The 25,916-nt window shown below is 69.7% G+C and carries 26 protein-coding genes; 18 read left to right on the top strand and 8 right to left on the bottom strand.

Going from position 1 to position 25,916, the window contains the following annotated elements:
* Positions 1 to 5 precede the first annotated feature (5 nt).
* The 6 genes from tpiA to ABZ434_RS06475 all read left to right on the top strand — a co-directional run bounded on the left by tpiA (position 6) and on the right by ABZ434_RS06475 (position 5,434).
* Positions 6 to 794: a triose-phosphate isomerase gene (gene tpiA / locus ABZ434_RS06450; RefSeq protein WP_359132528.1), complete on the top strand. Its 789-nt coding sequence runs from the start codon at positions 6 to 8 to the stop codon at positions 792 to 794.
* A 110-nt stretch (positions 795 to 904) separates the two neighbouring features.
* Complete coding sequence (gene secG / locus ABZ434_RS06455) at positions 905 to 1,141, top strand: preprotein translocase subunit SecG (protein WP_018104607.1); 237 nt, start codon at positions 905 to 907, stop codon at positions 1,139 to 1,141.
* A gap of 108 nt (positions 1,142 to 1,249) precedes the next feature.
* Positions 1,250 to 1,585 (top strand): RNA polymerase-binding protein RbpA, encoded by a 336-nt coding sequence (locus ABZ434_RS06460; RefSeq protein ID WP_078622699.1) that lies wholly within the window; start codon positions 1,250 to 1,252, stop codon positions 1,583 to 1,585.
* Between the two features lie 173 nt (positions 1,586 to 1,758).
* A complete protein-coding gene (gene pgi / locus ABZ434_RS06465) occupies positions 1,759 to 3,411 on the top strand; it encodes a glucose-6-phosphate isomerase (RefSeq protein ID WP_359132596.1) in 1,653 nt (550 codons plus the stop codon).
* A gap of 5 nt (positions 3,412 to 3,416) precedes the next feature.
* Positions 3,417 to 3,920, top strand: a complete 504-nt coding sequence (locus ABZ434_RS06470; RefSeq protein WP_359132530.1) for a PH domain-containing protein — start codon at positions 3,417 to 3,419, stop codon at positions 3,918 to 3,920.
* Positions 3,917 to 5,434, top strand: coding sequence for a PH domain-containing protein (locus ABZ434_RS06475; protein ID WP_359132531.1), 1,518 nt, complete (start codon positions 3,917 to 3,919; stop codon positions 5,432 to 5,434). The genes ABZ434_RS06470 and ABZ434_RS06475 overlap by 4 nt, the downstream gene beginning before the upstream one ends.
* 253 nt (positions 5,435 to 5,687) lie before the next feature.
* On the opposite strand, the gene pgl is transcribed toward ABZ434_RS06475, so the two are convergent.
* From pgl to tkt, 5 genes are read right to left on the bottom strand one after another with little or no spacing between them, the layout of a single operon-like run.
* Positions 5,688 to 6,473 carry a 6-phosphogluconolactonase gene (pgl, locus tag ABZ434_RS06480; RefSeq protein ID WP_359132532.1) on the bottom strand — a complete coding sequence of 262 codons (786 nt, stop codon included), beginning with the start codon at positions 6,471 to 6,473 and terminating at the stop codon, positions 5,688 to 5,690.
* Positions 6,470 to 7,486 (bottom strand): glucose-6-phosphate dehydrogenase assembly protein OpcA, encoded by a 1,017-nt coding sequence (gene opcA / locus ABZ434_RS06485; protein WP_359132533.1) that lies wholly within the window; start codon positions 7,484 to 7,486, stop codon positions 6,470 to 6,472. Before opcA ends, pgl begins: the two co-directional genes overlap by 4 nt.
* The gene (zwf, locus tag ABZ434_RS06490) at positions 7,483 to 9,015 is read right to left on the bottom strand and encodes a glucose-6-phosphate dehydrogenase (RefSeq protein WP_359132535.1); all 1,533 of its coding nucleotides are present in this window, start codon (positions 9,013 to 9,015) and stop codon (positions 7,483 to 7,485) included. The genes opcA and zwf overlap by 4 nt, the downstream gene beginning before the upstream one ends.
* A gap of 5 nt (positions 9,016 to 9,020) precedes the next feature.
* Positions 9,021 to 10,139, bottom strand: a complete 1,119-nt coding sequence (gene tal, locus ABZ434_RS06495; protein WP_359132536.1) for a transaldolase — start codon at positions 10,137 to 10,139, stop codon at positions 9,021 to 9,023.
* 34 nt (positions 10,140 to 10,173) lie between these two features.
* Positions 10,174 to 12,261 carry a transketolase gene (gene tkt / locus ABZ434_RS06500; protein ID WP_359132538.1) on the bottom strand — a complete coding sequence of 696 codons (2,088 nt, stop codon included), beginning with the start codon at positions 12,259 to 12,261 and terminating at the stop codon, positions 10,174 to 10,176.
* A gap of 468 nt (positions 12,262 to 12,729) precedes the next feature.
* Here tkt and ABZ434_RS06505 point away from each other — a divergent pair, with 468 nt between their 5' ends.
* Complete coding sequence (locus ABZ434_RS06505) at positions 12,730 to 13,683, top strand: heme o synthase (RefSeq protein ID WP_359132540.1); 954 nt, start codon at positions 12,730 to 12,732, stop codon at positions 13,681 to 13,683.
* Positions 13,684 to 13,781: 98 nt separating this feature from the next.
* A complete protein-coding gene (locus tag ABZ434_RS06510) occupies positions 13,782 to 14,138 on the top strand; it encodes a hypothetical protein (RefSeq protein WP_359132541.1) in 357 nt (118 codons plus the stop codon).
* 96 nt (positions 14,139 to 14,234) lie between these two features.
* Here ABZ434_RS06510 and ABZ434_RS06515 read toward each other — a convergent pair whose 3' ends face one another.
* From ABZ434_RS06515 to ABZ434_RS06525, 3 genes are all read right to left on the bottom strand, one after another.
* Entirely contained in the window at positions 14,235 to 15,248 is a 1,014-nt protein-coding gene (locus tag ABZ434_RS06515) for a COX15/CtaA family protein (protein WP_359132543.1), read from the bottom strand.
* Between the two features lie 76 nt (positions 15,249 to 15,324).
* Positions 15,325 to 16,092 (bottom strand): ABC transporter permease, encoded by a 768-nt coding sequence (locus tag ABZ434_RS06520; RefSeq protein ID WP_359132544.1) that lies wholly within the window; start codon positions 16,090 to 16,092, stop codon positions 15,325 to 15,327.
* Positions 16,089 to 17,036, bottom strand: coding sequence for an ABC transporter ATP-binding protein (locus tag ABZ434_RS06525; protein ID WP_359132545.1), 948 nt, complete (start codon positions 17,034 to 17,036; stop codon positions 16,089 to 16,091). Before ABZ434_RS06525 ends, ABZ434_RS06520 begins: the two co-directional genes overlap by 4 nt.
* 136 nt (positions 17,037 to 17,172) lie before the next feature.
* Between ABZ434_RS06525 and ABZ434_RS06530 the strand changes: the two genes are divergently transcribed.
* The 10 genes from ABZ434_RS06530 (at position 17,173) to ABZ434_RS06575 (ending at position 25,823) form a co-directional block, all read left to right on the top strand.
* Entirely contained in the window at positions 17,173 to 17,913 is a 741-nt protein-coding gene (locus tag ABZ434_RS06530) for a metalloregulator ArsR/SmtB family transcription factor (protein WP_359132546.1), read from the top strand.
* A complete protein-coding gene (sufB, locus tag ABZ434_RS06535; RefSeq protein WP_123469251.1) occupies positions 17,910 to 19,331 on the top strand; it encodes a Fe-S cluster assembly protein SufB in 1,422 nt (473 codons plus the stop codon). Before ABZ434_RS06530 ends, sufB begins: the two co-directional genes overlap by 4 nt.
* 61 nt (positions 19,332 to 19,392) lie before the next feature.
* On the top strand, positions 19,393 to 20,574 hold the full coding sequence (sufD, locus tag ABZ434_RS06540) for a Fe-S cluster assembly protein SufD (protein ID WP_359132547.1): 1,182 nt from the start codon (positions 19,393 to 19,395) through the stop codon (positions 20,572 to 20,574).
* Entirely contained in the window at positions 20,574 to 20,891 is a 318-nt protein-coding gene (locus ABZ434_RS06545; protein WP_359132548.1) for a bifunctional 3-phenylpropionate/cinnamic acid dioxygenase ferredoxin subunit, read from the top strand. The genes sufD and ABZ434_RS06545 overlap by 1 nt, the downstream gene beginning before the upstream one ends.
* 7 nt (positions 20,892 to 20,898) lie before the next feature.
* Positions 20,899 to 21,663: a Fe-S cluster assembly ATPase SufC gene (sufC, locus tag ABZ434_RS06550; protein ID WP_359132549.1), complete on the top strand. Its 765-nt coding sequence runs from the start codon at positions 20,899 to 20,901 to the stop codon at positions 21,661 to 21,663.
* On the top strand, positions 21,660 to 22,916 hold the full coding sequence (locus ABZ434_RS06555) for a cysteine desulfurase (RefSeq protein WP_359132550.1): 1,257 nt from the start codon (positions 21,660 to 21,662) through the stop codon (positions 22,914 to 22,916). Before sufC ends, ABZ434_RS06555 begins: the two co-directional genes overlap by 4 nt.
* A 21-nt stretch (positions 22,917 to 22,937) precedes the next feature.
* Positions 22,938 to 23,393 carry a Fe-S cluster assembly sulfur transfer protein SufU gene (gene sufU / locus ABZ434_RS06560; protein ID WP_024492621.1) on the top strand — a complete coding sequence of 152 codons (456 nt, stop codon included), beginning with the start codon at positions 22,938 to 22,940 and terminating at the stop codon, positions 23,391 to 23,393.
* Complete coding sequence (locus tag ABZ434_RS06565; protein WP_145802444.1) at positions 23,390 to 23,728, top strand: metal-sulfur cluster assembly factor; 339 nt, start codon at positions 23,390 to 23,392, stop codon at positions 23,726 to 23,728. Before sufU ends, ABZ434_RS06565 begins: the two co-directional genes overlap by 4 nt.
* 148 nt (positions 23,729 to 23,876) lie before the next feature.
* Positions 23,877 to 25,268, top strand: a complete 1,392-nt coding sequence (locus tag ABZ434_RS06570) for a DUF3616 domain-containing protein (RefSeq protein ID WP_359132552.1) — start codon at positions 23,877 to 23,879, stop codon at positions 25,266 to 25,268.
* Positions 25,269 to 25,457: 189 nt separating this feature from the next.
* Positions 25,458 to 25,823 carry a VOC family protein gene (locus ABZ434_RS06575; RefSeq protein ID WP_359132553.1) on the top strand — a complete coding sequence of 122 codons (366 nt, stop codon included), beginning with the start codon at positions 25,458 to 25,460 and terminating at the stop codon, positions 25,821 to 25,823.
* Positions 25,824 to 25,916: the final 93 nt, after the last annotated feature.

A 25,916-nucleotide genomic window follows, 5' to 3' on the forward strand; every position in this document is an offset into this window, starting at 1 on the left:
CTTTCATGACTGCTCCCACCCAAGGCCGGACCCCGCTGATGGCGGGCAACTGGAAGATGAACCTCAACCACCTCGAGGCCATCGCGCACGTCCAGAAGCTCGCCTTCGCCCTGGCCGACAAGGACTACGACGCCGTAGAGGTCGCCGTCCTGCCGCCCTTCACCGACCTGCGCTCCGTGCAGACGCTGGTCGACGGCGACAAGCTGAAGATCAAGTACGGCGCCCAGGACATCTCGGCGCACGACTCCGGCGCGTACACCGGTGAGATCTCCGGCCCGATGCTCGCCAAGCTGAAGTGCACGTTCGTCGCCGTCGGCCACAGCGAGCGCCGCCAGTACCACGCGGAGACCGACGAGGTCTGCAACGCCAAGGTGAAGGCCGCCTACAGGCACGGCCTGACCCCGATCCTCTGCGTCGGCGAGGGTCTGGACATCCGCAAGGCCGGTGACCAGGTCGCGTACACGCTCGCGCAGCTCGACGGCGCGCTGAAGGACATCCCGGCCGAGCAGGCCGAGACCATCGTGGTCGCCTACGAGCCGGTCTGGGCCATCGGCACCGGCGAGGTCGCCACCCCCGAGGACGCGCAGGAGGTCTGCGGTGCGATCCGCGTCCGCCTCGCCGAGCTGTACTCGCAGGAGCTGGCCGACGCGGTCCGTATCCAGTACGGCGGCTCGGTCAAGTCCGGCAACGTGGCCGCGATCATGGCGCAGCCCGACGTGGACGGCGCACTGATCGGCGGCGCCGCACTGGACGCCGACGAGTTCGTCAAGATCGTCCGCTTCCGCGACCAGTGAGTATGCGCTAGCGCGGATCCGTCGTACCCTTGCGGGGGCCAGGAGGGCAGCCTCCCGGCCCCCGTTGTTCGCACATGCAGTCAGGAATTTTCGGAAAGTAGGGACCAGCCGTGATTTTGGGGTTCGAGATCGCCCTGATCGTCTTCAGCCTGCTGCTGATGCTGCTGGTGCTGATGCACAAGGGGAAGGGCGGCGGTCTTTCCGACATGTTCGGTGGCGGAATGCAGTCCTCCGTCGGTGGTTCCTCGGTCGCCGAGCGCAACCTCGACCGGATCACCGTCGTGGTCGGTCTGGGCTGGTTCGCGTGCATCGTGGTGCTTGGTCTGCTCATCAAGCTGGACAACTGACCCGTCGTACGCGATTCCGGTGAGGGTGTAACTCCAACCACTGGACGCGCGTTGGGCCTTACGTAGACTGGGGCATCTTCGAGCACCATCACGCAGGGAGTTACGACCGTGGCAAGTGGCAACGCGATCCGGGGAAGCCGGGTCGGAGCGGGGCCGATGGGGGAGGCCGAGCGCGGCGAGTCCGCGCCCCGGGCCCGCATCTCCTTCTGGTGCTCGAACGGGCACGAGACGCAGCCGAGCTTCGCCCATGACGCGCAGGTACCGGAGACCTGGGACTGCCCGCGCTGTGGATTCCCGGCCGGCCAGGACCGGGACAGCCCGCCGGACCCGCCGCGCACCGAGCCGTACAAGACGCACCTCGCGTACGTGCGCGAGCGGCGCAGTGACGCGGACGGCGAGGCCATCCTCGCCGAGGCCCTCGCCAAACTCCGCGGCGAGATCTGACACCTCTCGTGCCTCTGTAGAAGTTGTTCACCGGCCGGACACCCCCAGGGTGTCCGGCCGGAACGCTTCTGCCGTGCCGCAGCCCGCCGTTGTCCCGTCCGCCTCCCTGATCAATTAAGTTGGAGGGGCAGCGGGGAACTGCGGTTACGAGAAGAAGTGGGCTGATGTCCGGGATGAACGCACAAAGCCGAACCAGGCTCAACCAGACGCCGGAATGGACCGCGCTGGGCAAGCACCGTGAGCAGCTCGGGAAGACCCATCTGCGACAGCTGTTCGCGGACGATCCCGAGCGTGGCACGGGATACACCCTGCGCGTCGGCGACCTGTACGTCGACTACTCCAAGCAGCTGGTCACCGACGAGACGCTCCGGCTGCTCCGGGAGCTCGCCGCCGCCACCGGGGTCGCCGAGCTGCGCGACGCGATGTTCCGCGGCGACAAGATCAACACCACCGAGGACCGCGCCGTCCTGCACACCGCGCTCCGCGCCCCGCGGAACGCCGTGATCGAGGTCGACGGCGAGAACGTGGTGCCCGCCGTGCACGCGGTGCTCGACAAGATGGCGGCCTTCTCCGAGCGCGTCAGGTCCGGCGAGTGGACCGGCCACACGGGCAGGCCCATCAAGAACATCGTCAACATCGGCATCGGCGGCTCGGACCTCGGCCCCGCCATGGCGTACGAGGTGCTGCGCTCCTTCACGGACCGCTCGCTCACCGTCCGCTTCGTCTCCAACGTCGACGGCGCCGACCTGCACGAGGCCGTGCACGACCTCGACCCGGCCGAGACGCTCTTCGTCATCGCGTCGAAGACCTTCACCACGATCGAGACGATCACCAACGCCACCTCCGCCCGCGACTGGCTGCTGACCGGCCTGAGGGCCGGGCAGGATGCGGTGGCCAAGCACTTCGTGGCCCTGTCGACGAATGCCGGGAAGGTCGCCGACTTCGGCATCGACACCGCCAACATGTTCGAGTTCTGGGACTGGGTCGGCGGTCGCTACTCGTACGACTCCGCCATCGGCCTCTCGCTGATGATCGCGATCGGGCCGGACCGGTTCCGCGAGATGCTCGACGGCTTCCACCTCGTCGACGAGCACTTCCGCACCGCCCCGGCGGAGGAGAACGCCCCGCTGCTGCTGGGCCTGCTGGGCGTCTGGTACGGCGCGTTCTTCGACGCCCAGTCGCACGCCGTGCTGCCCTACAGCCACTATCTGTCCAAGTTCACGGCGTACTTGCAGCAGCTCGACATGGAGTCCAACGGCAAGTCCGTCGACCGCGACGGCAATCCGGTCGACTGGCAGACCGGACCCGTCGTCTGGGGCACCCCCGGCACCAACGGTCAGCACGCCTACTACCAGTTGATCCACCAGGGCACCAAGGTCATCCCTGCCGACTTCATCGGTTTCGCCGAGCCGGTCGACGCCCTGCTGCCGGGCCTGGTCGCCCAGCACGACCTGCTGATGGCCAACTTCTTCGCCCAGACCCAGGCCCTGGCCTTCGGCAAGACACCGGACGAGGTGCGCGCCGAGGGAGTTCCCGAGGAGCTGGTGCCGCACAAGACGTTCCTCGGCAACCACCCGACGACGACGATCCTCGCCGACCGGCTGACCCCGTCCGTGCTCGGCCAGCTGATCGCGCTCTACGAGCACAAGGTCTTCGTCCAGGGCGCCGTCTGGAACATCGACTCCTTCGACCAGTGGGGTGTCGAGCTCGGCAAGGTCCTCGCCAGGCGGATCGAGCCGGTGCTGACCGAGGGCAAGGGTGCTGAGCAGCTGGACAGCTCGACCGCGGCGCTCGTCGCCGCCTACCGCGAGCTCCGGGGACGCTGAGACCCATGACCACGGGGGAGGGGGACGTACGGCTGCGGGCTCCGGCACACACGCTGGACCCGCGGGCTGTCGGCTGGTGGCGGGCGCAGTGGCTGCTGCTGACGGCGCTGCCGGTGGTGGTCCTGGCCGTGCTGGGCGTGTTCGTCCCGTCCGCCCGGTTCTGGCTGCTGCTGTCCGCCGCCGCGCTCGCGGTGCTCGGTACCTGCTGCGCCGTCCTCGTCCCCCTCTGGTGGTTCCGTACGCACCGCTGGGAGGTCACCGACGAGGCGGTGTACGTCCGTACGGGGGTGCTGTGGCAGGAGTGGCGGATCGCGCCGATGTCCCGGATCCAGACCGTGGACACCGTGCGCGGCCCCCTCGAACAGCTCTACAGGCTCGCCACGGTCACCGTCACCACCGCCTCGTCCAAGGGCGCCGTCCGGATCGAGGGCCTCGACCACGAGCTGGCGGCCGAGCTCGCCGAGCGGCTGACGCGCATCACCCAGGACACCCCCGGCGACGCCACATGAGCACCGCCGCCCCGGCCGTGGACTGGCGCCGGCTCGACCGTCGTACGGTCCTGGCCACCGCCCTCGTCACGGCGGGCGTGGCGGCCGGAGCCGCCGTGCCGACCACCCTCGGGCTCTCCGGACGGTTCGGGTTCGCCACCGCGGTCGCCTGGGTGGCGGCGGGCGCGGCCCTGCTGATCGCGGGCAGCGCGGGCGCCGACTACATACGCTGGCGCCGCACCCGCTACCGGATCGGAGCCGACCGGGTCGAGCTCCACACCGGCCTCCTGCTCATCAGGAAGCGCTCCCTCGCGCGGGAACGCATCCGCAGCGTCGACCTCACCGCCCACCCGCTCCAGCGTGTCCTGGGCCTCGTCACCATCCGGATCGGCACCGGTGAGCACGACGGCGACGACTCCACCCTGGAACTCGACCCGGTCCGGCGCGCCGAGGGCGAACGACTGCGCCGCGCGCTCCTGGAGCGCGGCCTCACGGGGGCGTCCGGCAGCCACCGCGAGGGCGAACTCGTCAGGCTCGACCCGCGCTGGATCCGCTACGCACCGGTCTCGTTCGTCGCACCGGCGCTCGGTGGCGCCGCGGCCGGGGCCGTGCTGCAGGTCAGCGACTGGTTCGGGGCGCAGGGGCAGGTGATCGAATGGGTCGGTGACCGGTTGCGGGAGTTCTCCCTGCCGTCCGTGATCGTGCTCGTCGTGCTCGCCGCGACCCTCGCCGGCGTCATGGGCGCGCTCGGCCTCTGGATCGAGATGTGGTGGAACTACCGCCTCGAACGCGAACCGGGCGGCACCCTGCGCATCCGGCGCGGACTGCTCACCTCCCGGTCCGTCTCCATCGAGGAGCGGCGGCTGCGCGGCGTCGACCTCGTCGAGCCGCTCGGCGTCCGGCTGCTGGGCGCCGCCCGGGTCGACGCCATCACCACCGGACTGGCCAAGGACGACGAGGAGCAGCACGGCGACCACAACACGCTGCTGCCCGCCGCCCCCCGGCGGGTCGCCGACGAGGCCGCAGCCGCCGTGCTGCGCGAGACGGTGTCGCCGACCGGGGCGGCCCTGACCGCTCATCCGCCCGCAGCGCGCGGCCGGCGGCTGCGCCGGGCGTACTGGGCGGTCCTGCTGCCCGTTCTCGTCCAGGCCCTGCTCGGCGCCCTGCTGACGTCCGTCCTCCTCTGGACCGCCCTGGGCACCGCGGCGGTCGGGCTGCCCGTCGGGGTGCTCCTGGCCCGAGACGCGTACCGCGGTCTCGGCCACGCCCTCAGCGGCGGCTACCTGGTGACCCGCTCGGGCTCCCTGCGCCGCTCCACGGCCGCGCTGGAACGGGCCGGGGTGATCGGCTGGGCGGTCCGCCAGTCGTATTTCCAGCGACGGGCCGGGGTACTGAACATCACCGCGACGACGGCCGCCGGAGCGGGCGCGTACACGGTGTACGACGCGGAGACGTCCGAGGGGCTCGCCTTCGCCTCCGAGGCCGTCCCGGGCCTGCTGGAGCCCTTCCTGGACCGGGTCCCGCCGGGGGAGTGAGCCCGGGCGGGCGGTGTGTCGCGTCGATGACGGAATCGGTTCCCCCGGCGGGACGCGAGGACCACGATGTCGGGGTCCCCGGGGTGCGGCTTCCGGTCGACCCTCTCTTCCGGAACGTTGCCGCGCGCCGCACGTCCTGCGGGCCCGTCTCCGCGGTCGCGGAGTGCACCATGGGCCGAGCCTGTCACGACGCGCAGGCCCGGTCCGCTCCGAGGAGCGAACCGGGCCTGCGAGGCGTACCGCTGACGACAGGTCAGGCGGAAGCCGGCGGATAAAGGGCGCGCGGCAGCTGAGAGGCCGCCGCCGCGTCCAGCAGCCACAGCGTGCGGCTGCGACCGTATGCACCCGCCGCCGGGGCCTGGATCTCCCCGGCCCCCGACAGGGCGATGGCGGCGGCCTCCGCCTTGTCCTCGCCCGCCGCGAGCAGCCACACCTCACGCGCCGCCCGGATGGCGGGCAGCGTCAGCGAGACGCGGACGGGCGGTGGCTTGGGCGCCCCGTGCACTCCGACGACGGTGCGCTCCGTCTCCCGGACCGCCGGCAGCTCGGGGAAGAGCGAGGCGACATGGGTGTCCGGGCCGACACCCAGCATCAGCACGTCGAACACCGGCACCGGACCGTGGTCCTCCGGGCCGGCCGCGGCAGCCAGCTCCGCGGCGTACGCGGCGGCCGCCGCATCGACGTCCGGGCCGTGCGCGCCGTCCGACGCGGGCATCGCGTGCACCCGGGAGGGGTCCAGCGGCACCGAGTCCAGCAGGGCCTTGCGGGCCTGCGTGACATTGCGTTCCGGATCGCCCTCGGGCAGGAACCGCTCGTCGCCCCACCAGAGGTCGAGCCGCGACCAGTCGATCGCGTCCCGGGCGGGCGCTTCGGCGAGTGCCGCCAGCAGGCCGTTGCCGTTGCGGCCGCCGGTGAGCACCACCGAGGCGTGACCGCGTGCGGCCTGGGCGTCCACGATCTTCGTGATCAGCCGGGCCGCCGCGGCCTGCGCCATCAGCTCCTTGTCGCGGTGCACGACGAGCTGCGGGACGACACTCACTTCGAGGCCGCCTTCTTGGCCGGCGCGGCCGTCTTCTTGGCGGCGGGCGCGGTCTGCCCGGAGGACGCCGCCGCCTTGGGCTTCGCCGCCTCACCGAGCCGCTCCACGCCGAACTTCACCGCGGACTCATAGGTGTTGTCCGGGTCGAGCCGGCGCAGCTCCTCGGCGAGGAGCTCCGCGGTCTCCCGGCGCTTGAGTGCCACCGCGCGGTCCGGCTGTCCCACCATGGAGAGCGTGGCCAGCGAACCGTCGGCCCGGTCCAGGACGATCGTGCCGGCCTTGGTCTCCATCCGGACGGCCGTCAGACCGGGGCCGCCGGACATGGTGCGCTCGACCGGAACCTGCAGCCGGTCCGCGAGCCACATGGCCAGCAGCTCGCAGCTCGGGTTCTCGGACTCGCCCTCGACCGTGGCCGAGACGACCTCCACGGCCTGCTGGTCGAGTGCGGCCGCCAGCATGGAGCGCCACGGCGTGATCCGGGTCCAGGACAGATCCGTGTCCCCGGGGGTGTAAGACCTGGCGCGCACCGACAGTTCGGCGCTCGGCTGCTCGGCCGAGTACGCGTCGGTGATCCGGCGCTGGGCCAGTGCGCCCAGCGGGTCCTTCGCCGGATCGGCGGGCGCGGCCTCGGGCCACCAGACCACGACCGGGGCGTCCGGCAGCAGCAGCGGCAGGACCACCGACTGGGCGTGGTTGGCCAGTTCGCCGTGGAGCCGCAGCACCACGGTCTCACCGGTACCCGCGTCGGAGCCGACCCGGACCTCGGCGTCCAGCCGGGCGTCCCGCCGGTTGCGCGGTGAACGGCTGACCCGCTTGATCACCGCGATGATCCGCGAGGGGTGCTCGCGCGAGGCGTCGCCGGCCGACTTGAGAGCGTCGTAGGCGTTCTCCTCGTCGGTGACGATGACCAGCGTGAGCACCATGCCGATGGCCGGGGTGCCGATGGCACGACGGGCCGACACCAGCGCCTGGTTGATCTTGCTGGAAGTGGTTTCCGTGAGATCGATCTTCATGGCCGGCGCCAGCTCCGTCCGTCTCGTGCGAGCATCTCGTCCGCCTCGGCCGGGCCCCAGGTGCCCGCCGGGTACTGCGCGGGCTTGCCGTGCTTGTCCCAGAACTGCTCGATCGGGTCGAGGATGTTCCAGGAGAGTTCGACCTCCTGGTGGCGGGGGAAGAGGTTGGCGTCGCCGAGCAGCACATCGAGGATGAGCCGCTCGTAGGCCTCCGGGCTGGACTCGGTGAAGGACTCGCCGTACGCGAAGTCCATCGTCACGTCCCGGACCTCCATCGAGGTGCCGGGCACCTTGGAGCCGAACCGCACGGTCACGCCCTCGTCCGGCTGGACCCGGATGACCAGGGCGTTGCCGCCCAGCTCCTCCGTCGCCCCGGACTCGAACGGGAGGTACGGGGCGCGCTTGAAGACGACCGCGATCTCCGTGACCCGGCGGCCGAGCCGCTTTCCGGTACGCAGGTAGAACGGCACGCCCGCCCAGCGGCGGTTGTTGATCGTCAGCTTGATCGCGGCGAAGGTGTCGGTCTTCGACTTGGGGTCGATGCCGTCCTCCTCCAGATAGCCGAGGACTTCCTCACCGCCCTGCCACGCGTGCGCGTACTGACCGCGCACGGTGTGCTTGCCGAGGTCCTCCGGCAGCTCCACGGCCGTGAGCACCTTGAGCTTCTCGGCGACCAGGGCCTTCGGGTGGAAGGAGCCGGGCTCCTCCATCGCGGTCAGCGCCAGCAGCTGGAGCAGGTGGTTCTGGATGACGTCACGAGCGGCGCCGATGCCGTCGTAGTACCCGGCCCGGCCGCCGATGCCGATGTCCTCGGCCATCGTGATCTGGACGTGGTCGACGTAGCTCCGGTTCCAGATCGGCTCGAACATCGTGTTGGCGAACCGCAGCGCCAGGATGTTCTGGACCGTCTCCTTGCCCAGGTAGTGGTCGATCCGGAAGACCTCGTTGGGCGGGAAGACGTCGTGCACGAGCTGGTTGAGCTCCTGCGCGCTCTGCAGGTCGTGCCCGAAGGGCTTCTCGATGACGGCACGCCGCCAGGAACCCTCCTTCTGGTCGGCCAGCCCGTGCTTCTTGAGCTGCTGGACGACCTTGGGGAAGAACTTGGGCGGCACGGAGAGGTAGAAGGCGAAGTTGCCGCCCGTCCCCTGCGCCTGGTCGAGCTCCTGGATGGTGGCCTTCAGGGTCTCGAAGGCCTCGTCGTCGTCGAAGTTGCCCTGGACGAAGCGCATCCCCTGGATGAGCTGCTGCCAGACCTCCTCGCGGAACGGCGTACGGGCGTGCTGCTTGACGGCGTCGTGGACCTCCTGTGCGAAGTCCTCGTCCTGCCACTCGCGGCGCGCGAAGCCGATGAGCGAGAAGCCCGGCGGCAGCAGGCCGCGATTGGCCAGGTCGTAGACGGCGGGCATCAGCTTTTTACGGGACAAATCGCCCGTGACGCCAAAGATGACCAGGCCCGACGGCCCCGCGATGCGCGGGAGCCGTCGGTCCTGGGCGTCACGGAGCGGGTTGGCTCCGGGAACACCAGACAAAGTGGTCAGCCCTCCGAAGGGGCGAGGCGCTTGAGCTCCGCCTCGGTCGAGTTGAGCAGGTCGATCCAGGCGGCCTCGAACTTCTCGACGCCCTCGTCCTCGAGGAGCTGGACGACGTCGTCGTAGCTGACCCCGAGCTTCTTGATCGCTTCGAGGTCGGCGCGGCCCTGGTCGTAGGAACCGGCGACGGTGTTGCCGGTGATCTCGCCGTGGTCGGCCACCGCGTCCAGAGTCGCCTCCGGCATGGTGTTGACCGTGTTCGGGGCGACGAGGTCCACGACGTACAGGGTGTCCTTGAGGGACGGGTCCTTCACGCCGGTGGAGGCCCACAGCGGACGCTGCTTGTTGGCGTGCGCCTTGTCGAGGGCGGCCCAGCGCTCACCGGCGAAGACCTCCTCGTACGCCTCGTAGGCCAGGCGTGCGTTGGCGAGCGCGGACTTGCCCTTGGCGGCCTTGGCCTCGTCGCTGCCGATCGTGTCGAGCCGCTTGTCGATCTCGGTGTCCACGCGGGACACGAAGAAGGACGCCACCGAGTGGATCTTGGAGAGGTCCAGGCCCGCGGCCTTCGCCTTCTCCAGGCCCGCCAGGTAGGCGTCCATGACCTCGCGGTAGCGCTCCAGCGAGAAGATCAGCGTGACGTTGACGCTGATGCCCTTGCCGATGACCTCGGTGATCGCCGGCAGACCGGCCTTCGTCGCCGGGATCTTGATGAGTGTGTTCGGCCGGTCCACCAGCCAGGCCAGCTGCTTGGCCTCGGCGACCGTGGCCGCCGTGTGGTGGGCCAGGCGCGGGTCGACCTCGATCGAGACCCGGCCGTCCTGGCCGTCGGTGGCGTCGAAGACCGGACGCAGGATGTCGGCCGCGTCACGGACGTCCGCCGTCGTGATCATGCGGATGGCCTCGTCCACGGTGACCTTGCGGGTGGCGAGGTCGGTGAGCTGCTGCTCGTAACCGTCGCCGTGCGAGATCGCCTTCTGGAAGATCGAGGGGTTGGTGGTGACACCCACGACGTGGCTCTGGTCGATCAGCTCGGCGAGGTTGCCCGAGGTGATCCGCTTGCGCGAGAGGTCGTCGAGCCAGATCGCCACGCCCTCGTCGGAGAGGCGCTTGAGTGCGTCTGTCATGAGAATTGCATCTCCTACTAGTCGTATAACGGCGTCAGCGCGTGACGGCGGCGAGAGATTCCCGGGCGGCGGCCGCGACGGCCTCGCCGGTGAAGCCGAACTCGCGGAAGAGGACCTTGGCGTCGGCCGAGGCACCGAAGTGCTCCAGCGAGACGATCCGGCCGGCGTCCCCGACGAACCGGTACCAGGTCAGGCCGATGCCCGCCTCGACGGCCACGCGGGCCTTCACGGACGGCGGCAGGACGCTGTCCTTGTACGCCTGGTCCTGCTCCTCGAACCACTCGACACACGGCATCGACACCACACGCGTGGGAATGCCGGCCGCCTGGAGCTCCTCGCGCGCCTCGACGGCGAGGTGGACCTCGGAGCCCGTGCCGATCAGCAGGACCTGGGGCTCTCCGCCCTCGGCCTCGAAGAGCACGTAGCCGCCCTTGGCCGCGTCCTCGTTCGCCTCGTACGTGGGCACGCCCTGCCGGGTCAGCGCCAGGCCGTGCGGAGCGCCCTTGCCGAACACCTTGGTGTAGCGGCGCAGGATCTCGCGCCAGGCGATGGAGGTCTCGTTGGCGTCGGCCGGGCGGACCACGTTCAGGCCTGGGATGGCGCGCAGCGAGGCCAGGTGCTCGACCGGCTGGTGGGTCGGGCCGTCCTCGCCGAGACCGATCGAGTCGTGCGTCCACACGTACGTCACCGGAAGGTGCATCAGCGCGGACAGCCGCACGGCGTTGCGCATGTAGTCGGAGAACACCAGGAAGGTGCCGCCGTAGATGCGGGTGTTGCCGTGCAGCGCGATGCCGTTCATGGCCGCGGCCATGGCGTGCTCGCGGATCCCGAAGTGGATCGTGCGGCCGTACGGGTCCGCACCGGGCAGCGGGTTGCCGGCCGGCAGGAACGACGACGTCTTGTCGATCGTGGTGTTGTTCGAGCCCGCGAGGTCGGCGGAGCCGCCCCACAGCTCGGGAACGATCTCACCGAGCGCCTGGAGAACCTTGCCGGAGGCGGCGCGGGTGGCGACGCCCTTTCCGGGCTCGAAGACCGGGAGCTTGTCCTCCCAGCCCTCGGGCAGCTCGCCCGCGGCGATGCGGTCGAACTCGGCGGCGCGCTCCGGGTTGGCGGTGCGCCAGGCGGCGAAGGTCTTCTCCCACTCGGCCTTGGCCTCGCGGCCGCGGTCCAGTGCCTGACGGGTGTGCGCGATGACCTCGTCGGAGACCTCGAAGGACTTCTCGGGGTCGAAGCCCATCACGCGCTTGGTCGCGGCGACCTCGTCGTCGCCGAGCGCGGAGCCGTGCGCGGCCTCGGTGTTCTGCGCGTGCGGGGCGGGCCAGGCGATGATCGAGCGGGCCGCGATGAACGACGGGCGCTCGGTCTCGGCCTTGGCGGCCAGCAGCGCCTTGTACAGCCCCGCAGGGTCCAGGTCGCCGCTGGGCAGCTGGTCGACGCGCTGGACGTGCCAGCCGTACGCCTCGTAGCGCTTCAGGGTGTCCTCGGAGACCGCGGTCTCCGTGTCGCCCTCGATGGAGATGTGGTTGTCGTCCCACAGCAGGACCAGGTTGCCCAGCTTCTGGTGCCCGGCCAGCGAGGACGCCTCCGCGGAGATGCCCTCCTGGAGGCAGCCGTCGCCGGCGATGGCCCAGACCATGTGGTCGAAGGGGGAGGTGCCGGGGGCCGCCTCCGGGTCGAACAGGCCGCGCTCGTAGCGGGCGGCCATGGCCATGCCCACGGCGTTGGCGACACCCTGGCCCAGCGGGCCGGTCGTCGTCTCCACGCCTGTGGTGTGGCCGTACTCCGGGTGCCCCGGGGTCTTGGAGCCCCAGGTGCGGAAGGCCTTCAGGTCATCGAGCTCCAGGCCGTACCCGGCCAGGTAGAGCTGGATGTAGAGGGTCAGGCTGGTGTGGCCCGCCGAGAGCACGAACCGGTCGCGGCCGGTCCACTCCGCGTCGGCGGGGTCGTGCCGCATCACCTTCTGGAAAATGGTGTACGCGGCGGGAGCCAGGCTCATGGCCGTACCCGGGTGGCCGTTTCCGACCTTCTGTACGGCGTCCGCGGCCAGGACGCGGACGGTGTCCACGGCCCGCTGGTCCAATTCGGTCCACTGGAGGTCTGTGGTGGTCGGCTTGGTGCTCACCCTGAGTCAGGGCTCCTCTCCACTGTCGTAAACCGGTGACTGTGACCGCACCGGGCATTGCCGAGCCTACCCCCGTCAGCACCCGCGATTTCCGGCTCCTTCCAGGGTGCGGGCGGCCCGTCGAATCCGCCTCCCGTATGAGCGCGGAGGCTCACCGATGGGCTCTCTCCGATGAGCGTGGAGGCTCACTCCTGAGGCCTCCGATGAGCGTCCGCGCACACTCCTGAGACACCCTCGTGAGTGGGCTGGAGCACACCTGTGCGAGCGGGGCGCGCGTCGCTGCGGGCCGCTGAGCCGCGGGGGCGTGTGCGAGCGTTCGCACATGTGCCGAGGCAACGCCCCGCGCCACATCAACACGACCCCACCCCCGCGAAGGGCGGCCTGTCCCCAACGTCTACAGTGGTCTGGTTCGCGCAAGTCTCTACCGGGCCTTCACGCCCGGAGCTTGCTGGGATTTCTCTGTCAGGGGTGTGCGTGACGGCCGTCGAGTCCCGACCCGCAGGGGTCGCCTTGACTCCGAGCCCGGGGGGCCATCGCCCGTTCGGGGCCCGTGTCAAGGCATTCGTGGCGCTGACCAAGCCTCGGATCATCGAGCTGTTGCTGATCACCACTGTTCCGGTGATGTTCCTGGCCGCTCAGGGTGTACCCGACCTGTGGCTCGTGCTCACGACCACGATCGGCGGATACCTGTCCGCCGGCGGTGCCAACGCACTGAACATGTACATCGACCGCGACATCGACGCGTTGATGGACCGTACGTCGCAGCGCCCGCTGGTCACCGGCATGGTGAGCCCGCGCGAGTGCCTGGCCTTCGGCATCGCCCTCGCGGTGATCTCGACGCTCTGGTTCGGGCTGCTGGTGAACTGGCTGTCGGCGGGACTGTCGCTCGGCGCCCTGCTCTTCTACGTCGTCGTGTACACGATGATCCTGAAGCGTCGTACCTCGCAGAACATCGTCTGGGGCGGGATCGCGGGCTGCATGCCGGTCCTCATCGGCTGGTCCGCCGTGACGAACTCGATGTCCTGGGCCGCGGTGATCCTCTTCGCCGTCATCTTCTTCTGGACGCCGCCGCACTACTGGCCGCTCTCCATGAAGGTGAAGGACGACTACGCACGGGTCGGTGTTCCCATGCTGCCGGTCATTGCCTCCAACCGGGTGGTGGCCCGCCAGATCGTCCTCTACAGCTGGGTGATGGTGGCCGTCTCGCTGCTGCTGACCCCGCTGGGCTACACCGGCTGGTTCTACACGCTGGTGGCGGTGCTGACCGGCGGCTTCTGGCTCTGGGAGGCGCACGGCCTGCTGAACCGGGCCAAGTCCGGTGTGACCGGCGCGAAGCTCAAGGAGATGCGGCTGTTCCACTGGTCGATCACCTATGTGTCCCTGCTGTTCGTCGCCGTGGCGGTGGACCCCTTCCTGAAGTAGCACAGCTCCGGTACGACCTGCCGACGGGCGGGGAGCGTGGCCCACGCCACGCTCCCCGCCCGTCGCACGTTGACCTACCCATCGGTAGCATCCTGTGCATGGCAGAGACGGCTGAGACCCAGCAGGTGGACGGCAAGCAGGCGGCGCGCGCGGAGCGCAGGGCCGCCAGGCTGGCCAAGCAGATCGGTGCTTTCGCGAAGGCGCACGGTGGAGCCGAGGGGCAGCTCGCCTACATCGGGCAGATGGGCACCCGCATCGTTCTCGTCGGCGAGGACGGCGGCTGGGGCGATCTCGTCGCCCCTTCGTACGCGGTCGCCGAGAGCGCCGCACAGAAGTCCGGGATCACGATGCACGAGTCCTTCGACGGCGAGTTCGCGGCGAAGGTCCACACGGGCCCGTACGAGTGGACCCGGATGGCCGGTATCCAGGTCGGCGGCCCGGCGAACAAGGCCTGAGAACGGCTCGCGACGCAGAACAGGGGCTCCTCCACGGGACGGCGTGCAAGCCGTCCGGCGGGGGAGCCCCTGACGTGTGCGAGGGGTACGGGCGCCTCAGCCCGCCGTAGCGGGCTCGGGCTGCTCGGCCGCAGGCCCGGGCACCGGGGCCACAACCGGCGGCCGCTCGCGCAGTGAGAGCAGGACGCGGACCACGCCGATCCACACCAGACACGAGCCGAACATGTGCATCCCGACCAGGATCTCGGGAGTGTCGTTGAAGTACTGCACGTACCCGATCACGCCTTGCGCCATCAGGATCACGAACAGGTCCCGGGCACGGTGCAGCGGTCCCGCGGGCGCGTCGACGGCCTTAAGGACGAACCAGAGCGCGACGGTCAGTGCCACCACGACCCAGGCCAGGTCGGCGTGCAGCTGGGCGATCATCTTCCAGTCGATCGGGATGCGGTGGACGTCGCTGGAGTCGCCGGCGTGCCGCCCGGCCCCCGTGACGACCGTGCCGACCGCGATCAGCAGCCCCGCCGCGACCGCCAGCAGCCAGGTGAGCTGCGAGACGGCCTTGCCGACCAGGGGGCGCGGTGCGGCGTCGCCCTCCCCGACCCGCTGCCACGTCACCAGGGCGATCGTGAGCAGTGCGGTGGAGAGCAGGAAGTGCGCCGCGACGGTGTACGGGTTGAGGCCGACGAGGACCACGATGCCGCCGAGCACCGCGTTGCCCATGACCACCCAGAACTGCGTCCAGCCGAGCCGGGTGAGGCTGCGGCGCCGGGGCTTGGCGGACCGGGCGGCGATGATCGCCCACCCGACCGCAGCGCACAGGACGTAGGTGAGCATCCGGTTGCCGAACTCGATGGCGCCGTGGAAGCCCATCGCGCTCGTCGCCGTCAGGCTGTCGTCGGTGCACTTGGGCCAGGTCGGGCAGCCGAGGCCGGATCCGGTCAGCCGCACGGCACCGCCGGTGACGACGATGACGACGCTCATCACGACGGCGGACATCGCCGCACGGCGGACGGTCCGGGGGGACGGCGTCCAGCGCTCGGCGATGTAGAGGAGCGGGTTCCGCACGGCTTGAGCGACATCGGCTCGGGTCAGCTTGGGCACGCGCACCATCGTAGGCGGCCGCTTGTGCAAGCTTTCACGAGGGGGACGACTTACCCCGAACCGCCTACGGAGCGCGCCCGCGGGCTCACTCCCAGCGGAAGAACTTCGCCGCCGCGCCCAGCCCCAGCACCGTCCACACGGCGAGGATGCCCAGGTCGGCCCACGGCATCGCGGCACCGTGCTGCAGCACGTCCCTGAGGCCGTCCGACAGGGCGGCGATCGGCAGCAGGCCCAGCACCGACTGCACCGCGCCGGGGAACTTGTCCAGCGGCACGATGACCCCGCCGCCGACCAGCAGCAGCAGGAAGACCAGATTGGCGGCGGCCAGCGTCGCCTCCGCCTTCAGCGTCCCGGCCATCAGCAGGCCGAGCCCGGAGAACGCGGCGGTGCCGAGGACCAGGAGCAGCAGCACGGCGAACGGGTTGCCGTGCGGGGACCAGCCCAGCGCGAAGGCGATCACCGTCAGCAGTACGACCTGGAGCACCTCGGTGACCAGGACCGCGAGCGTCTTGGCGGCCATGAGCGCCCAGCGGGGGAGCGGCGAGGCGGCGAGCCGCTTGAGTACGCCGTAGCGCCGCTCGAAGCCGGTGGCGATGGCCTGGCCGGTGAAGGCCGTGGACATCACGGCCAGGGCGAGGATGCCGGGGGTCAGGAAGTCGACCGACTCGCCCGAGCCGGTGTCCACGATGTCGACCGCGCTGAACAGCACGAGCAGCAGCGTCGGGATGATCACCGTCAGCAGCAGCTGTTCACCGTTGCGCAGCAGCATCCGGGTCTCCAGCGCGGTCTGCGCGGCGATCATGCGGGGCAGTGGGGCGGCGCCCGGCCGGGGGGCGTACGTTCCGGCGCTCATGCGCGCAGCTCCTTGCCGGTCAGTTCGAGGAAGACGTCCTCGAGGGTGTGGCGCTCGACGGAGATGCCGGAGGGCATCACACCGTGCTGGGCGCACCAGGAGGTGACGGTGGCCAGAAGCTGCGGGTCGATGCCGCCGGTGATGCGGTACGCGCCGGTGGTGAGTTCGGCGGCCTGCGTGCCGTCGGGCAGTGCCTTCAGCAGGGAGCCGATGTCGAGGCCCGGGCGGCCCGTGAAGCGCAGGGTGTTCTCGGCGCCGCCGCGGCACAGGGCCTCGGGGCTGCCCTGGGTGAGCAGCCGGCCGGCGTCGATGATGGCGACGTCGTCGGCGAGTTCCTCCGCCTCGTCCATGAAGTGGGTGGTGAGGACGACAGCCACCCCGTCGGCGCGCAGTTCCCGCACGAGGTCCCAGGTGGAGCGGCGGGCCTGCGGGTCGAGGCCCGCGGTCGGCTCGTCCAGGAAGACCAGCTCCGGGCGGCCGACGACGGCCATCGCCAGGGCGAGCCGCTGCTGCTGGCCGCCGGAGAGCCTGCGGTAGGTGGTGCGGCCGCAGCCGCCCAGGCCCAGACGTTCGATGAGGGCGTCCACGTCCAGGGGGTGGGCGTGCAGTTTCGCCATGTGGCGCAGCATCTCGTCGGCGCGTGCGCCGGAGTAGACGCCGCCCGACTGGAGCATCACACCGATGCGGGGACGCAGACGCGCGGCGTCGGCGACCGGGTCGAGCCCGAGCACCCGGACCGTTCCGGCATCGGGGCGGCGGTATCCCTCGCAGGTCTCGATCGTGGTGGTCTTGCCGGCGCCGTTGGGGCCGAGGACCGCGGTGACCGCACCGGCTCGGACGTCCAGGTCGAGGCCGTCCACCGCGGCTTTGCTGCCGTACCGCTTCACCAGGCCGCGGACCTGGACAGCCGGGCCGGAAGGGGGTGGGGCGGACTCGCTCTTCATGGGCGGTAAGTCTAGGCAGCCGTCGGTGTGGGCCCGGTCCGGGGGCTTGATTAGGTGACCCTAAGTGATGGATTCCACCCGTGATCGTTCCGGACCGTGGTTGTCAGAGCCGAGGGAATTACGCAACAATGGCGTTGTGAAATACACGGGCGAGGCTCCGCAGGAGGAACTCGCGACCGGTGAGCGCTCGACGCGCAACCGGGTCGCGCGCTCCATCCTGGACCACGGCCCGTCCACCGTCGCCGACCTGGCGAAGCGCCTGGGGCTCACCCAGGCCGCCGTACGCCGCCACCTCGACGCCCTCGTCACCGACGACGTCGTGGTGGCCCGCGAGCAGCGCGTCTACGGGGCACGGACCCGTGGCCGCCCGGCCAAGGTGTTCGCCCTGACCGACTGCGGCCGGGACGCCTTCGACCAGTCCTACGACAAGCTCGCCGCGGACGCCCTGCGCTGGATCGCCGAGACCTCGGGCGACGAAGCTGTCATGGCCTTCGCCCGGGCCAGGATCGCCGACCAGTCGGCGGCCTACCGCGCGGCCGTCGAGGCCGCGGCGCCCGAAGCCCGCACGGAGGCACTGGCCAAGGCCTTGTCCGCCGACGGGTACGCTGCTACGGCGCGCAGCGCGCCGGGCCCGCAGCAGGGTGAGCAGCTGTGTCAGCACCACTGCCCGGTCGCGCATGTCGCCGAGCAGTACCCGCAGCTGTGCGAGGCGGAGACCGAGATCTTCTCCAGCCTCCTGGGGACCCATGTGCAGCGTCTGGCCACCATCGCCCACGGCGACGGCGTGTGCACGACGTACATTCCGCGCAGTGGCCACCCCACCCCACAGACCACCGATTCAGCATCTGCAAGCACGCCCGGGAGGAACCCCGCATGACGCTCCCTACGGAGACTGCCCACCCTGAGCTCGATGGCCTGGGCACGTACGAATTCGGCTGGGCCGACTCCGACGCGGCAGGCGCAGCGGCCAAGCGCGGCCTCTCCGAGGCTGTCGTCCGCGACATCTCGGACAAGAAGAACGAGCCCGAGTGGATGCTGAAGCTCCGGCTCAAGGGCCTCAAGCTCTTCGGCAAGAAGCCCATGCCGAACTGGGGCTCGGACCTGTCGGGCATCGACTTCGACAACATCAAGTACTTCGTGCGGTCGACGGAGAAGCAGGCGGAGTCCTGGGAGGACCTGCCCGAGGACATCAAGAACACGTACGACAAGCTCGGCATCCCGGAGGCGGAGAAGCAGCGCCTCGTCGCCGGTGTCGCCGCGCAGTACGAGTCCGAGGTCGTCTACCACCAGATCAACGAGGAGCTGGAGGCGCAGGGTGTCATCTTCATGGACACCGACACCGCGCTGAAGGAGCACCCGGAGCTCTTCAAGGAGTACTTCGGCACCGTCATCCCCGTCGGTGACAACAAGTTCGCCTCGCTGAACTCGGCCGTGTGGTCCGGTGGGTCCTTCATCTACGTGCCGAAGGGCGTGCACGTGGAGATCCCGCTCCAGGCCTACTTCCGTATCAACACGGAGAACATGGGCCAGTTCGAGCGGACGCTGATCATCGTCGACGAGGACGCCTACGTCCACTACGTCGAGGGCTGCACCGCGCCGATCTACTCCTCGGACTCCCTGCACTCCGCGGTCGTCGAGATCATCGTGAAGAAGGGCGGCCGCTGCCGCTACACGACGATCCAGAACTGGTCGAACAACGTCTACAACCTGGTCACCAAGCGCGCCGTCGCCTACGAGGGCGCGACGATGGAGTGGGTCGACGGCAACATCGGCTCCAAGGTCACCATGAAGTACCCGGCCGTCTACCTGATGGGCGAGCACGCCAAGGGCGAGACCCTGTCCATCGCCTTCGCGGGCGAGGGCCAGCACCAGGACGCCGGCGCCAAGATGGTCCACATGGCTCCGAACACCTCGTCCAACATCGTCTCCAAGTCGGTGGCGCGAGGCGGTGGCCGCACCTCCTACCGCGGTCTGATCGAGATCGGCGAGGGCGCGCCCGGCGCGAAGTCCAACGTGCTGTGCGACGCACTGCTGGTCGACACGATCTCGCGCTCCGACACCTACCCGTACGTCGACGTCCGCGAGGACGACGTGTCGATGGGGCACGAGGCGACCGTCTCCAAGGTCTCCGAGGACCAGCTCTTCTACCTGATGAGCCGCGGCATGACCGAGTTCGAGGCGATGGCGATGATCGTGCGCGGCTTCGTCGAGCCGATCGCGAAGGAGCTCCCGATGGAGTACGCCCTCGAGCTCAACCGGCTGATCGAGCTGCAGATGGAGGGCTCGGTCGGCTAGTACGCCGACGACCGGCCCCCCTGACATCTGTCCGACTGAGAAAGAGAGCACCACGACAGCCATGGCTGAGGCTCAGAACATCCCTGCGGGCTCCACGACCGCCGGGTCCATCGCGGTGGCCGCCGAGTCCACCGTCGCCACGCGCATGAGCGCGCCCCCGTCCTTCGACGTCGCGGACTTCCCGGTCCCGCACGGCCGCGAGGAGGAGTGGCGGTTCACGCCGCTGGAGCGCCTGCGCGGGCTGCACGACGGCACCGCCGTCGCCACCGGCAGCGGTGTGAAGGTCGCCATCGAGGCGCCCGCGGGGGTCACGGTCGAGACGGTCGGCCGCGACGACTCCCGCCTCGGCAAGGCCGGTACGCCGGTGGACCGGGTCGCCGCTCAGGCGTACTCGTCCTTCGAGCAGGCCTCCGTCGTCACCGTCGGCAAGGAAGCCGTGCTCACCGAGCCGATCCGGATCGCCGTGCACGGTGAGGGCGGCGTGGCCTACGGCCACCAGGTCATCGAGCTGGGAGCGTTCGCCGAGGCCGTCGTCGTCATCGATCACACGGGCGACGCGGTGCTCGCCGCCAACGTCGACTACGTCCTGGGTGACGGTGCGAAGCTGACCGTCGTCTCCGTCCAGGACTGGGACGAGCAGGCCGTCCACGTCGGCCAGCACAACGCGCTGGTCGGCCGCGACGCCTCCTTCAAGTCCATCGTCGTCACCTTCGGCGGCGACGTGGTCCGGCTCCACCCGCGGATCGCCTATGCGGGCCCGGGCGGCGAGGCGGAGCTCTTCGGCCTGTACTTCACCGACAAGGGCCAGCACCAGGAGCACCGCCTCCTGGTCGACCACAACACCCCGCACTGCAAGTCCAACGTGGCCTACAAGGGCGCGCTGCAGGGCGACGGTGCCCACGCCGTGTGGATCGGTGACGTCCTCATCCAGGCCGCCGCCGAGGGCACCGACACCTACGAGATGAACCGCAACCTGGTCCTCACGGACGGTGCGCGGGTCGACTCGGTGCCGAACCTGGAGATCGAGACCGGCGAGATCGTCGGCGCCGGCCACGCTTCGGCGACCGGCCGCTTCGACGACGAGCAGCTGTTCTACCTCCAGTCCCGCGGCATCCCGGCCGAGGAGGCCCGCCGTCTCGTCGTGCGCGGCTTCTTCGCCGAGCTGGTCCAGCAGATCGGCCTGCCGGACGTCGAGGCCCGTCTCCTCGACAAGATCGAGACCGAGCTGAAGGCGTCGGTCTGATGGCCTTCGTCAAGGCGTGCGCACTGAGCGAGCTGGAGGACGACACCCCGAAGCGGGTGGAGCTCCACGGCACGCCGGTGTCCGTCGTCCGCACCGAGGGCGAGGTGTTCGCGATCAACGACATCTGCTCGCACGCGAACGTGTCGCTGTCCGAGGGCGAGGTCGAGGACTGCATGATCGAGTGCTGGCTGCACGGATCGAGCTTCGACCTGCGCACCGGCAAGCCGTCCGGCCTCCCCGCGACGCGCCCCGTCCCCGTATACCCCGTCAAGATCGAAGGGGACGATGTGCTCGTCTCCGTCACCCAGGAGTCCTGAGTCACCCATGGCAACGCTTGAAATCCGCGACCTGCACGTCACCGTCGAGGCCGACAACGCCACGAAGGAGATCCTCAAGGGCGTCGACCTGACCGTGAAGCAGGGCGAGACCCACGCCATCATGGGCCCCAACGGGTCCGGCAAGTCCACCCTCGCGTACTCGCTCGCAGGCCACCCCAAGTACACGATCACCAGCGGCACGGTGACCCTGGACGGCGAGAACGTCCTGGACATGACCGTCGACGAGCGCGCCCGTGCCGGCCTGTTCCTCGCCATGCAGTACCCGGTCGAGATCCCCGGTGTCTCGGTCTCCAACTTCCTGCGCACCTCCGCCACCGCCGTCCGCGGCGAGGCGCCCAAGCTGCGTACCTGGGTGAAGGAGGTCAAGGAGACGATGGCCGGCCTCCAGATGGACCCGTCCTTCGCCGAGCGCAACGTCAACGAGGGCTTCTCCGGCGGCGAGAAGAAGCGCCACGAGATCCTCCAGCTGGAGCTCCTCAAGCCGAAGGTCGCGATCCTCGACGAGACCGACTCCGGTCTGGACGTCGACGCCCTGCGCATCGTCTCCGAGGGGGTCAACCGGGTCCGGGAGACCGGCGAGGTCGGCACCCTGCTGATCACGCACTACACCCGGATCCTCCGGTACATCAAGCCCGACTTCGTGCACGTGTTCGCCAACGGCCGGATCGCCGAGTCCGGCGGCGCCGAGCTCGCCGACAAGCTGGAGAACGAGGGCTACGAGGCATATGTGAAGGGTGGCGCTTCCGCGTGACACAGCTGCCGGGCCTCCTCGACACCGAGGCGATCCGCAAGGACTTCCCCCTGCTGGATCGTACGGTCCACGACGGGAAGAAGATCGTTTACCTGGACAGCGCTGCGACCTCGCAGAAGCCGCGCCAGGTGCTCGACGCCCTCAACGAGTACTACGAGCGGCACAACGCCAATGTGCACCGCGGCGTGTACACGATCGCGGAGGAGGCCACGGCGCTGTACGAGGGCGCCCGTGACAAGGTCGCCGCGTTCATCAACGCGCCCAGCCGCAACGAGGTGATCTTCACCAAGAACGCCTCGGAGTCGCTCAACCTCGTGGCCAACATGCTCGGCTGGGCCGATGAGCCCTACCGCGTCGACCACGAGACCGAGATCGTCACCACGGAGATGGAGCACCACTCCAACATCGTGCCGTGGCAGCTGCTCTCGCAGCGCACCGGCGCGAAGCTGAAGTGGTTCGGCATCACCGACGACGGCCGGCTCGACCTGTCCAACATCGACGAGATCATCACCGAGAAGACGAAGATCGTCTCCTTCACGCTGGTCTCGAACATCATGGGCACGATAAACCCGGTCGAGCAGATCGTCCGGCGCGCCCAGGAGGTCGGCGCGCTGGTGTGCATCGATGCCTCGCAGGCCGCCCCGCACATGGTGCTCGACGTGCAGGCGCTGCAGGCCGACTTCGTGGCCTTCACCGGTCACAAGATGGTCGGTCCGACCGGCATCGGCGTGCTCTGGGGACGGCAGGAACTCCTGGAGGACCTGCCGCCGTTCCTCGGCGGCGGCGAGATGATCGAGACCGTGTCGATGCACTCCTCGACCTACGCCCCCGCGCCGCACAAGTTCGAGGCCGGTACGCCCCCGATCGCCCAGGCCGTGGGCCTCGGCGCGGCCGTGGACTACCTCTCGGCCATCGGCATGGAGAACATCCACCGACACGAGCAGGCCATCACCGAGTACGCGGTGAAGCGCCTTCTGGAGGTCCCGGACCTCAGGATCATCGGTCCGGCCACCGCGGAGGACCGCGGTGCCACGATCTCCTTCACGCTCGGTGACATCCACCCGCACGACGTGGGGCAGGTGCTCGACGAGCTGGGCATCGCGGTCCGGGTCGGACACCACTGCGCCCGACCGGTATGCCTGCGGTACGGAATTCCTGCGACGACGCGAGCGTCGTTCTATCTGTACTCCACGCCCGCCGAGGTCGACGCCCTGGTGGACGGTCTGGAACACGTCCGGAACTTTTTCGGTTAGACAGCGGCTGAGGGTTGACTGGTGAAGCTTGATTCCATGTACCAGGAAGTGATCCTGGACCACTACAAGCACCCCCACGGGCGCGGCCTGCGGGACGGCGACGCCGAGGTGCACCACGTCAATCCGACGTGCGGTGACGAGATCACGTTGCGGGTGCGGTACGACGGCGAGACGATCGCCGATGTGAGCTACGAAGGTCAGGGCTGCTCCATCAGCCAGGCCAGCGCCTCCGTGCTGAACGAGCTGCTGGTCGGCAAGGAACTGGGCGAGGCCCAGAAGATCCAGGCCGCGTTCCTGGAGCTGATGCAGTCCAAGGGACAGCTGGAGCCGGACGACGCGATGGAGGAGGTGCTGGAGGACGCGGTCGCGTTCGCCGGCGTCTCCAAGTACCCGGCCCGGGTCAAGTGCGCGCTGCTGAGCTGGATGGCGTGGAAGGACGCGACGGCGAAAGCGCTGTCCGAAGGGAAGACGGCATGAGCGAGAACGAGACTCTTACCACCAAGCCGGCCTCCGAGGAGGAGGTCCGCGAGGCGCTGTACGACGTCGTCGACCCCGAGCTGGGCATCGACGTCGTCAATCTGGGCCTGATCTACGGCATCCACATCGACGATGCCAACATCGCGACCCTCGACATGACGCTGACGTCCGCGGCCTGCCCGCTGACCGACGTCATCGAGGACCAGGCGAAGTCCGCGACGGACGGCATCGTCAGCGAGCTCCGGATCAACTGGGTCTGGATGCCGCCGTGGGGCCCGGACAAGATCACGGACGACGGGCGCGAGCAGCTGCGCGCGCTGGGCTTCAACGTCTGAGCACCCCCGTACGCGTGTGAACGGCCCCCGGCACCCGCCGGGGGCCGTTCTGCGTTGTCCGTTCGTCCGGCGTACGCCTGGCGTGTACCGCTCGTTGGCACGGGAACCGGAACCTTCTCCTCGACACCACGCCGACGAGAGGTACGCCGTGCCGCATCCCCCTGTCCTCCGCCACCGCAGGACCGCCGCCGCCGGAGGCGTCCTGGCGCTCGCAGCCCTGGGCCTGGGCGTGCCCGCCCACGCCGCGAGCTACGGAACGCCGACGATCGCCCTGTCGGCCGGATATCTCTCCGGCGCGGGCGGCGCCACCGCCGACCCGGTGGTGACGGTCACCGTCGCGCAGAGCGGCGCCGACGTCACCGCGCTCGGCGTGGCGGCCTCCGCCAGCTCCAAGCCGTCCGTCGCCGCGACCGGAGACGTGACGGTGACCGGCACCGGAGCCACCCGGCAGCTCCGTGTCGCCCCGCACGCCCGTGGCTACACCGACCTCACCGTCAAGGTCACCGGCCTCGGCGGCAAGACCGCCACCAGGACGCTGCACTTCGCGGCCTCCGCCGCGGTGCAGAACGCCGCCGACACCCGCTACCTCACCGGCTCCTCCGACGCCTCGGCCGCCGTCGACGTCGGGGACGGCTACGCGGTGGTCGCCGACGACGAGTCCAACACGCTGCGCCTCTACGACCGTTCCTCCTCCGGTGGGCCGGTGCGGACGTGGGACGTGGGCTCGGTGCTCGGTGTCTCCAAGGAGATCGACATCGAGGGCGCGGCCCGGGTCGGCAACACGGTCTACTGGACCGGCTCGCTCGGCAACAACAAGGACGGCGAGTACAAGGCCGACCGCAACACCGTCTTCACGACCACGGTGAGCGGCTCCGGCGCCGCGACCCAGCTGACCGTCGGCCGTTCCTACAAGAACCTCCGCGACGACCTCGTCGCCTGGGACAAGGCCAACGGCAACCGCTACGGCTTCGCCGCGGGCACGGCGGACGGCGAAGTGCCCAAGCAGATCGACGGGTTCAACATCGAGGGGCTGGAGTTCGCACCCGGCTCGACGACGACCGCCTACCTCGGTTTCCGGGCGCCCCTCGTCCCGCCGAAGGCGGGCGGCAAGGCGCTGATCGTGCCGGTCACCAACTTCGACAGGATGGCCGGCTCCGGAGCGAAGGCGGTCATCGGAACACCCGTCGAGCTGGACCTCGGCGGCCTCAGCATCCGCGACATCCGTAAGAACTCCGCCGACCAGTATCTGATCGTGGCCGGTTCCTGGGCCGCTGACGACAACTCCGACCCGTACGCCCTCTACTCCTGGGACGGCGTCGCGGCACACGCGCCGGTGAAGCGGCTCGACCTGCCGACCGCCGACCCCGGTGGCTGGGAGGCCGTCGTGGACGTGCCGGACCTGACGGTGCCCGGCGCGCGGGCGCAGCTGATCACGGACGCCGGCTCCGCCGATCTGTACGGGGACGGTACGGAGGCCAAGGACCTCGACCACGACGAGTGGAAGAAGTCCCGCGCCACCTGGTTCACCGTGGGCGGCTGAGCCGGCGCGGAGCGTGCCGCGACCGGCCCTTCGTACGGCCGTGCCCACAGGTCCGCCCGGCGGACACGGCCGTTCCGGTGTGCCGGCGGAACGACGGGGGCGGACGAGCCACCCGGCGAGCGTGACAACGGCCGTGGCGTCGGGGACGAATCACCCGCGCGGCCATGTCCGCCGGGCACAATGGCGGGCATGGCCGTTTCCTTTTACAGCATCGTCGTCAACACTCATGACCTTCCCGCACTCGCCCGGTTCTGGTGCGGAGTGCTCGACTGGAAGGTGCTCTTCGAGGCGGAGGACGAGATCGTCATCGGCGCCGACAAGCACGCCCTGCCGGGCATCACCTTCGTCCCCGTGACGGACGCCAAGACAACCTTCAACCGGCTGCACATCGACCTCGCCCCCGACGACCTGGACACCGAGGTCGAGCGCATCACCGGACTCGGGGCCCGGCGGGCCGACGTCGGTCAGCCTGCGGACGTGAGCTGGGTGGTGCTGGAGGACCCCGAGGGCAACGAGTTCTGCGTGCTGTCCCCGAAGAACTCGCTCATCGACTGACAGTGATGATGTGAGTGGTGGTTCTGCTGATGCGTCTGACTCGCCGACTGACTGACGTCTTCGACTGTCTTGTTTGGGATTTGTCGGTGCGTC

Origin of the sequence: Streptomyces sp. NPDC005761 (genome assembly GCF_040630635.1) — a bacterium.
In the GTDB taxonomy this organism is placed as follows: domain Bacteria; phylum Actinomycetota; class Actinomycetes; order Streptomycetales; family Streptomycetaceae; genus Streptomyces.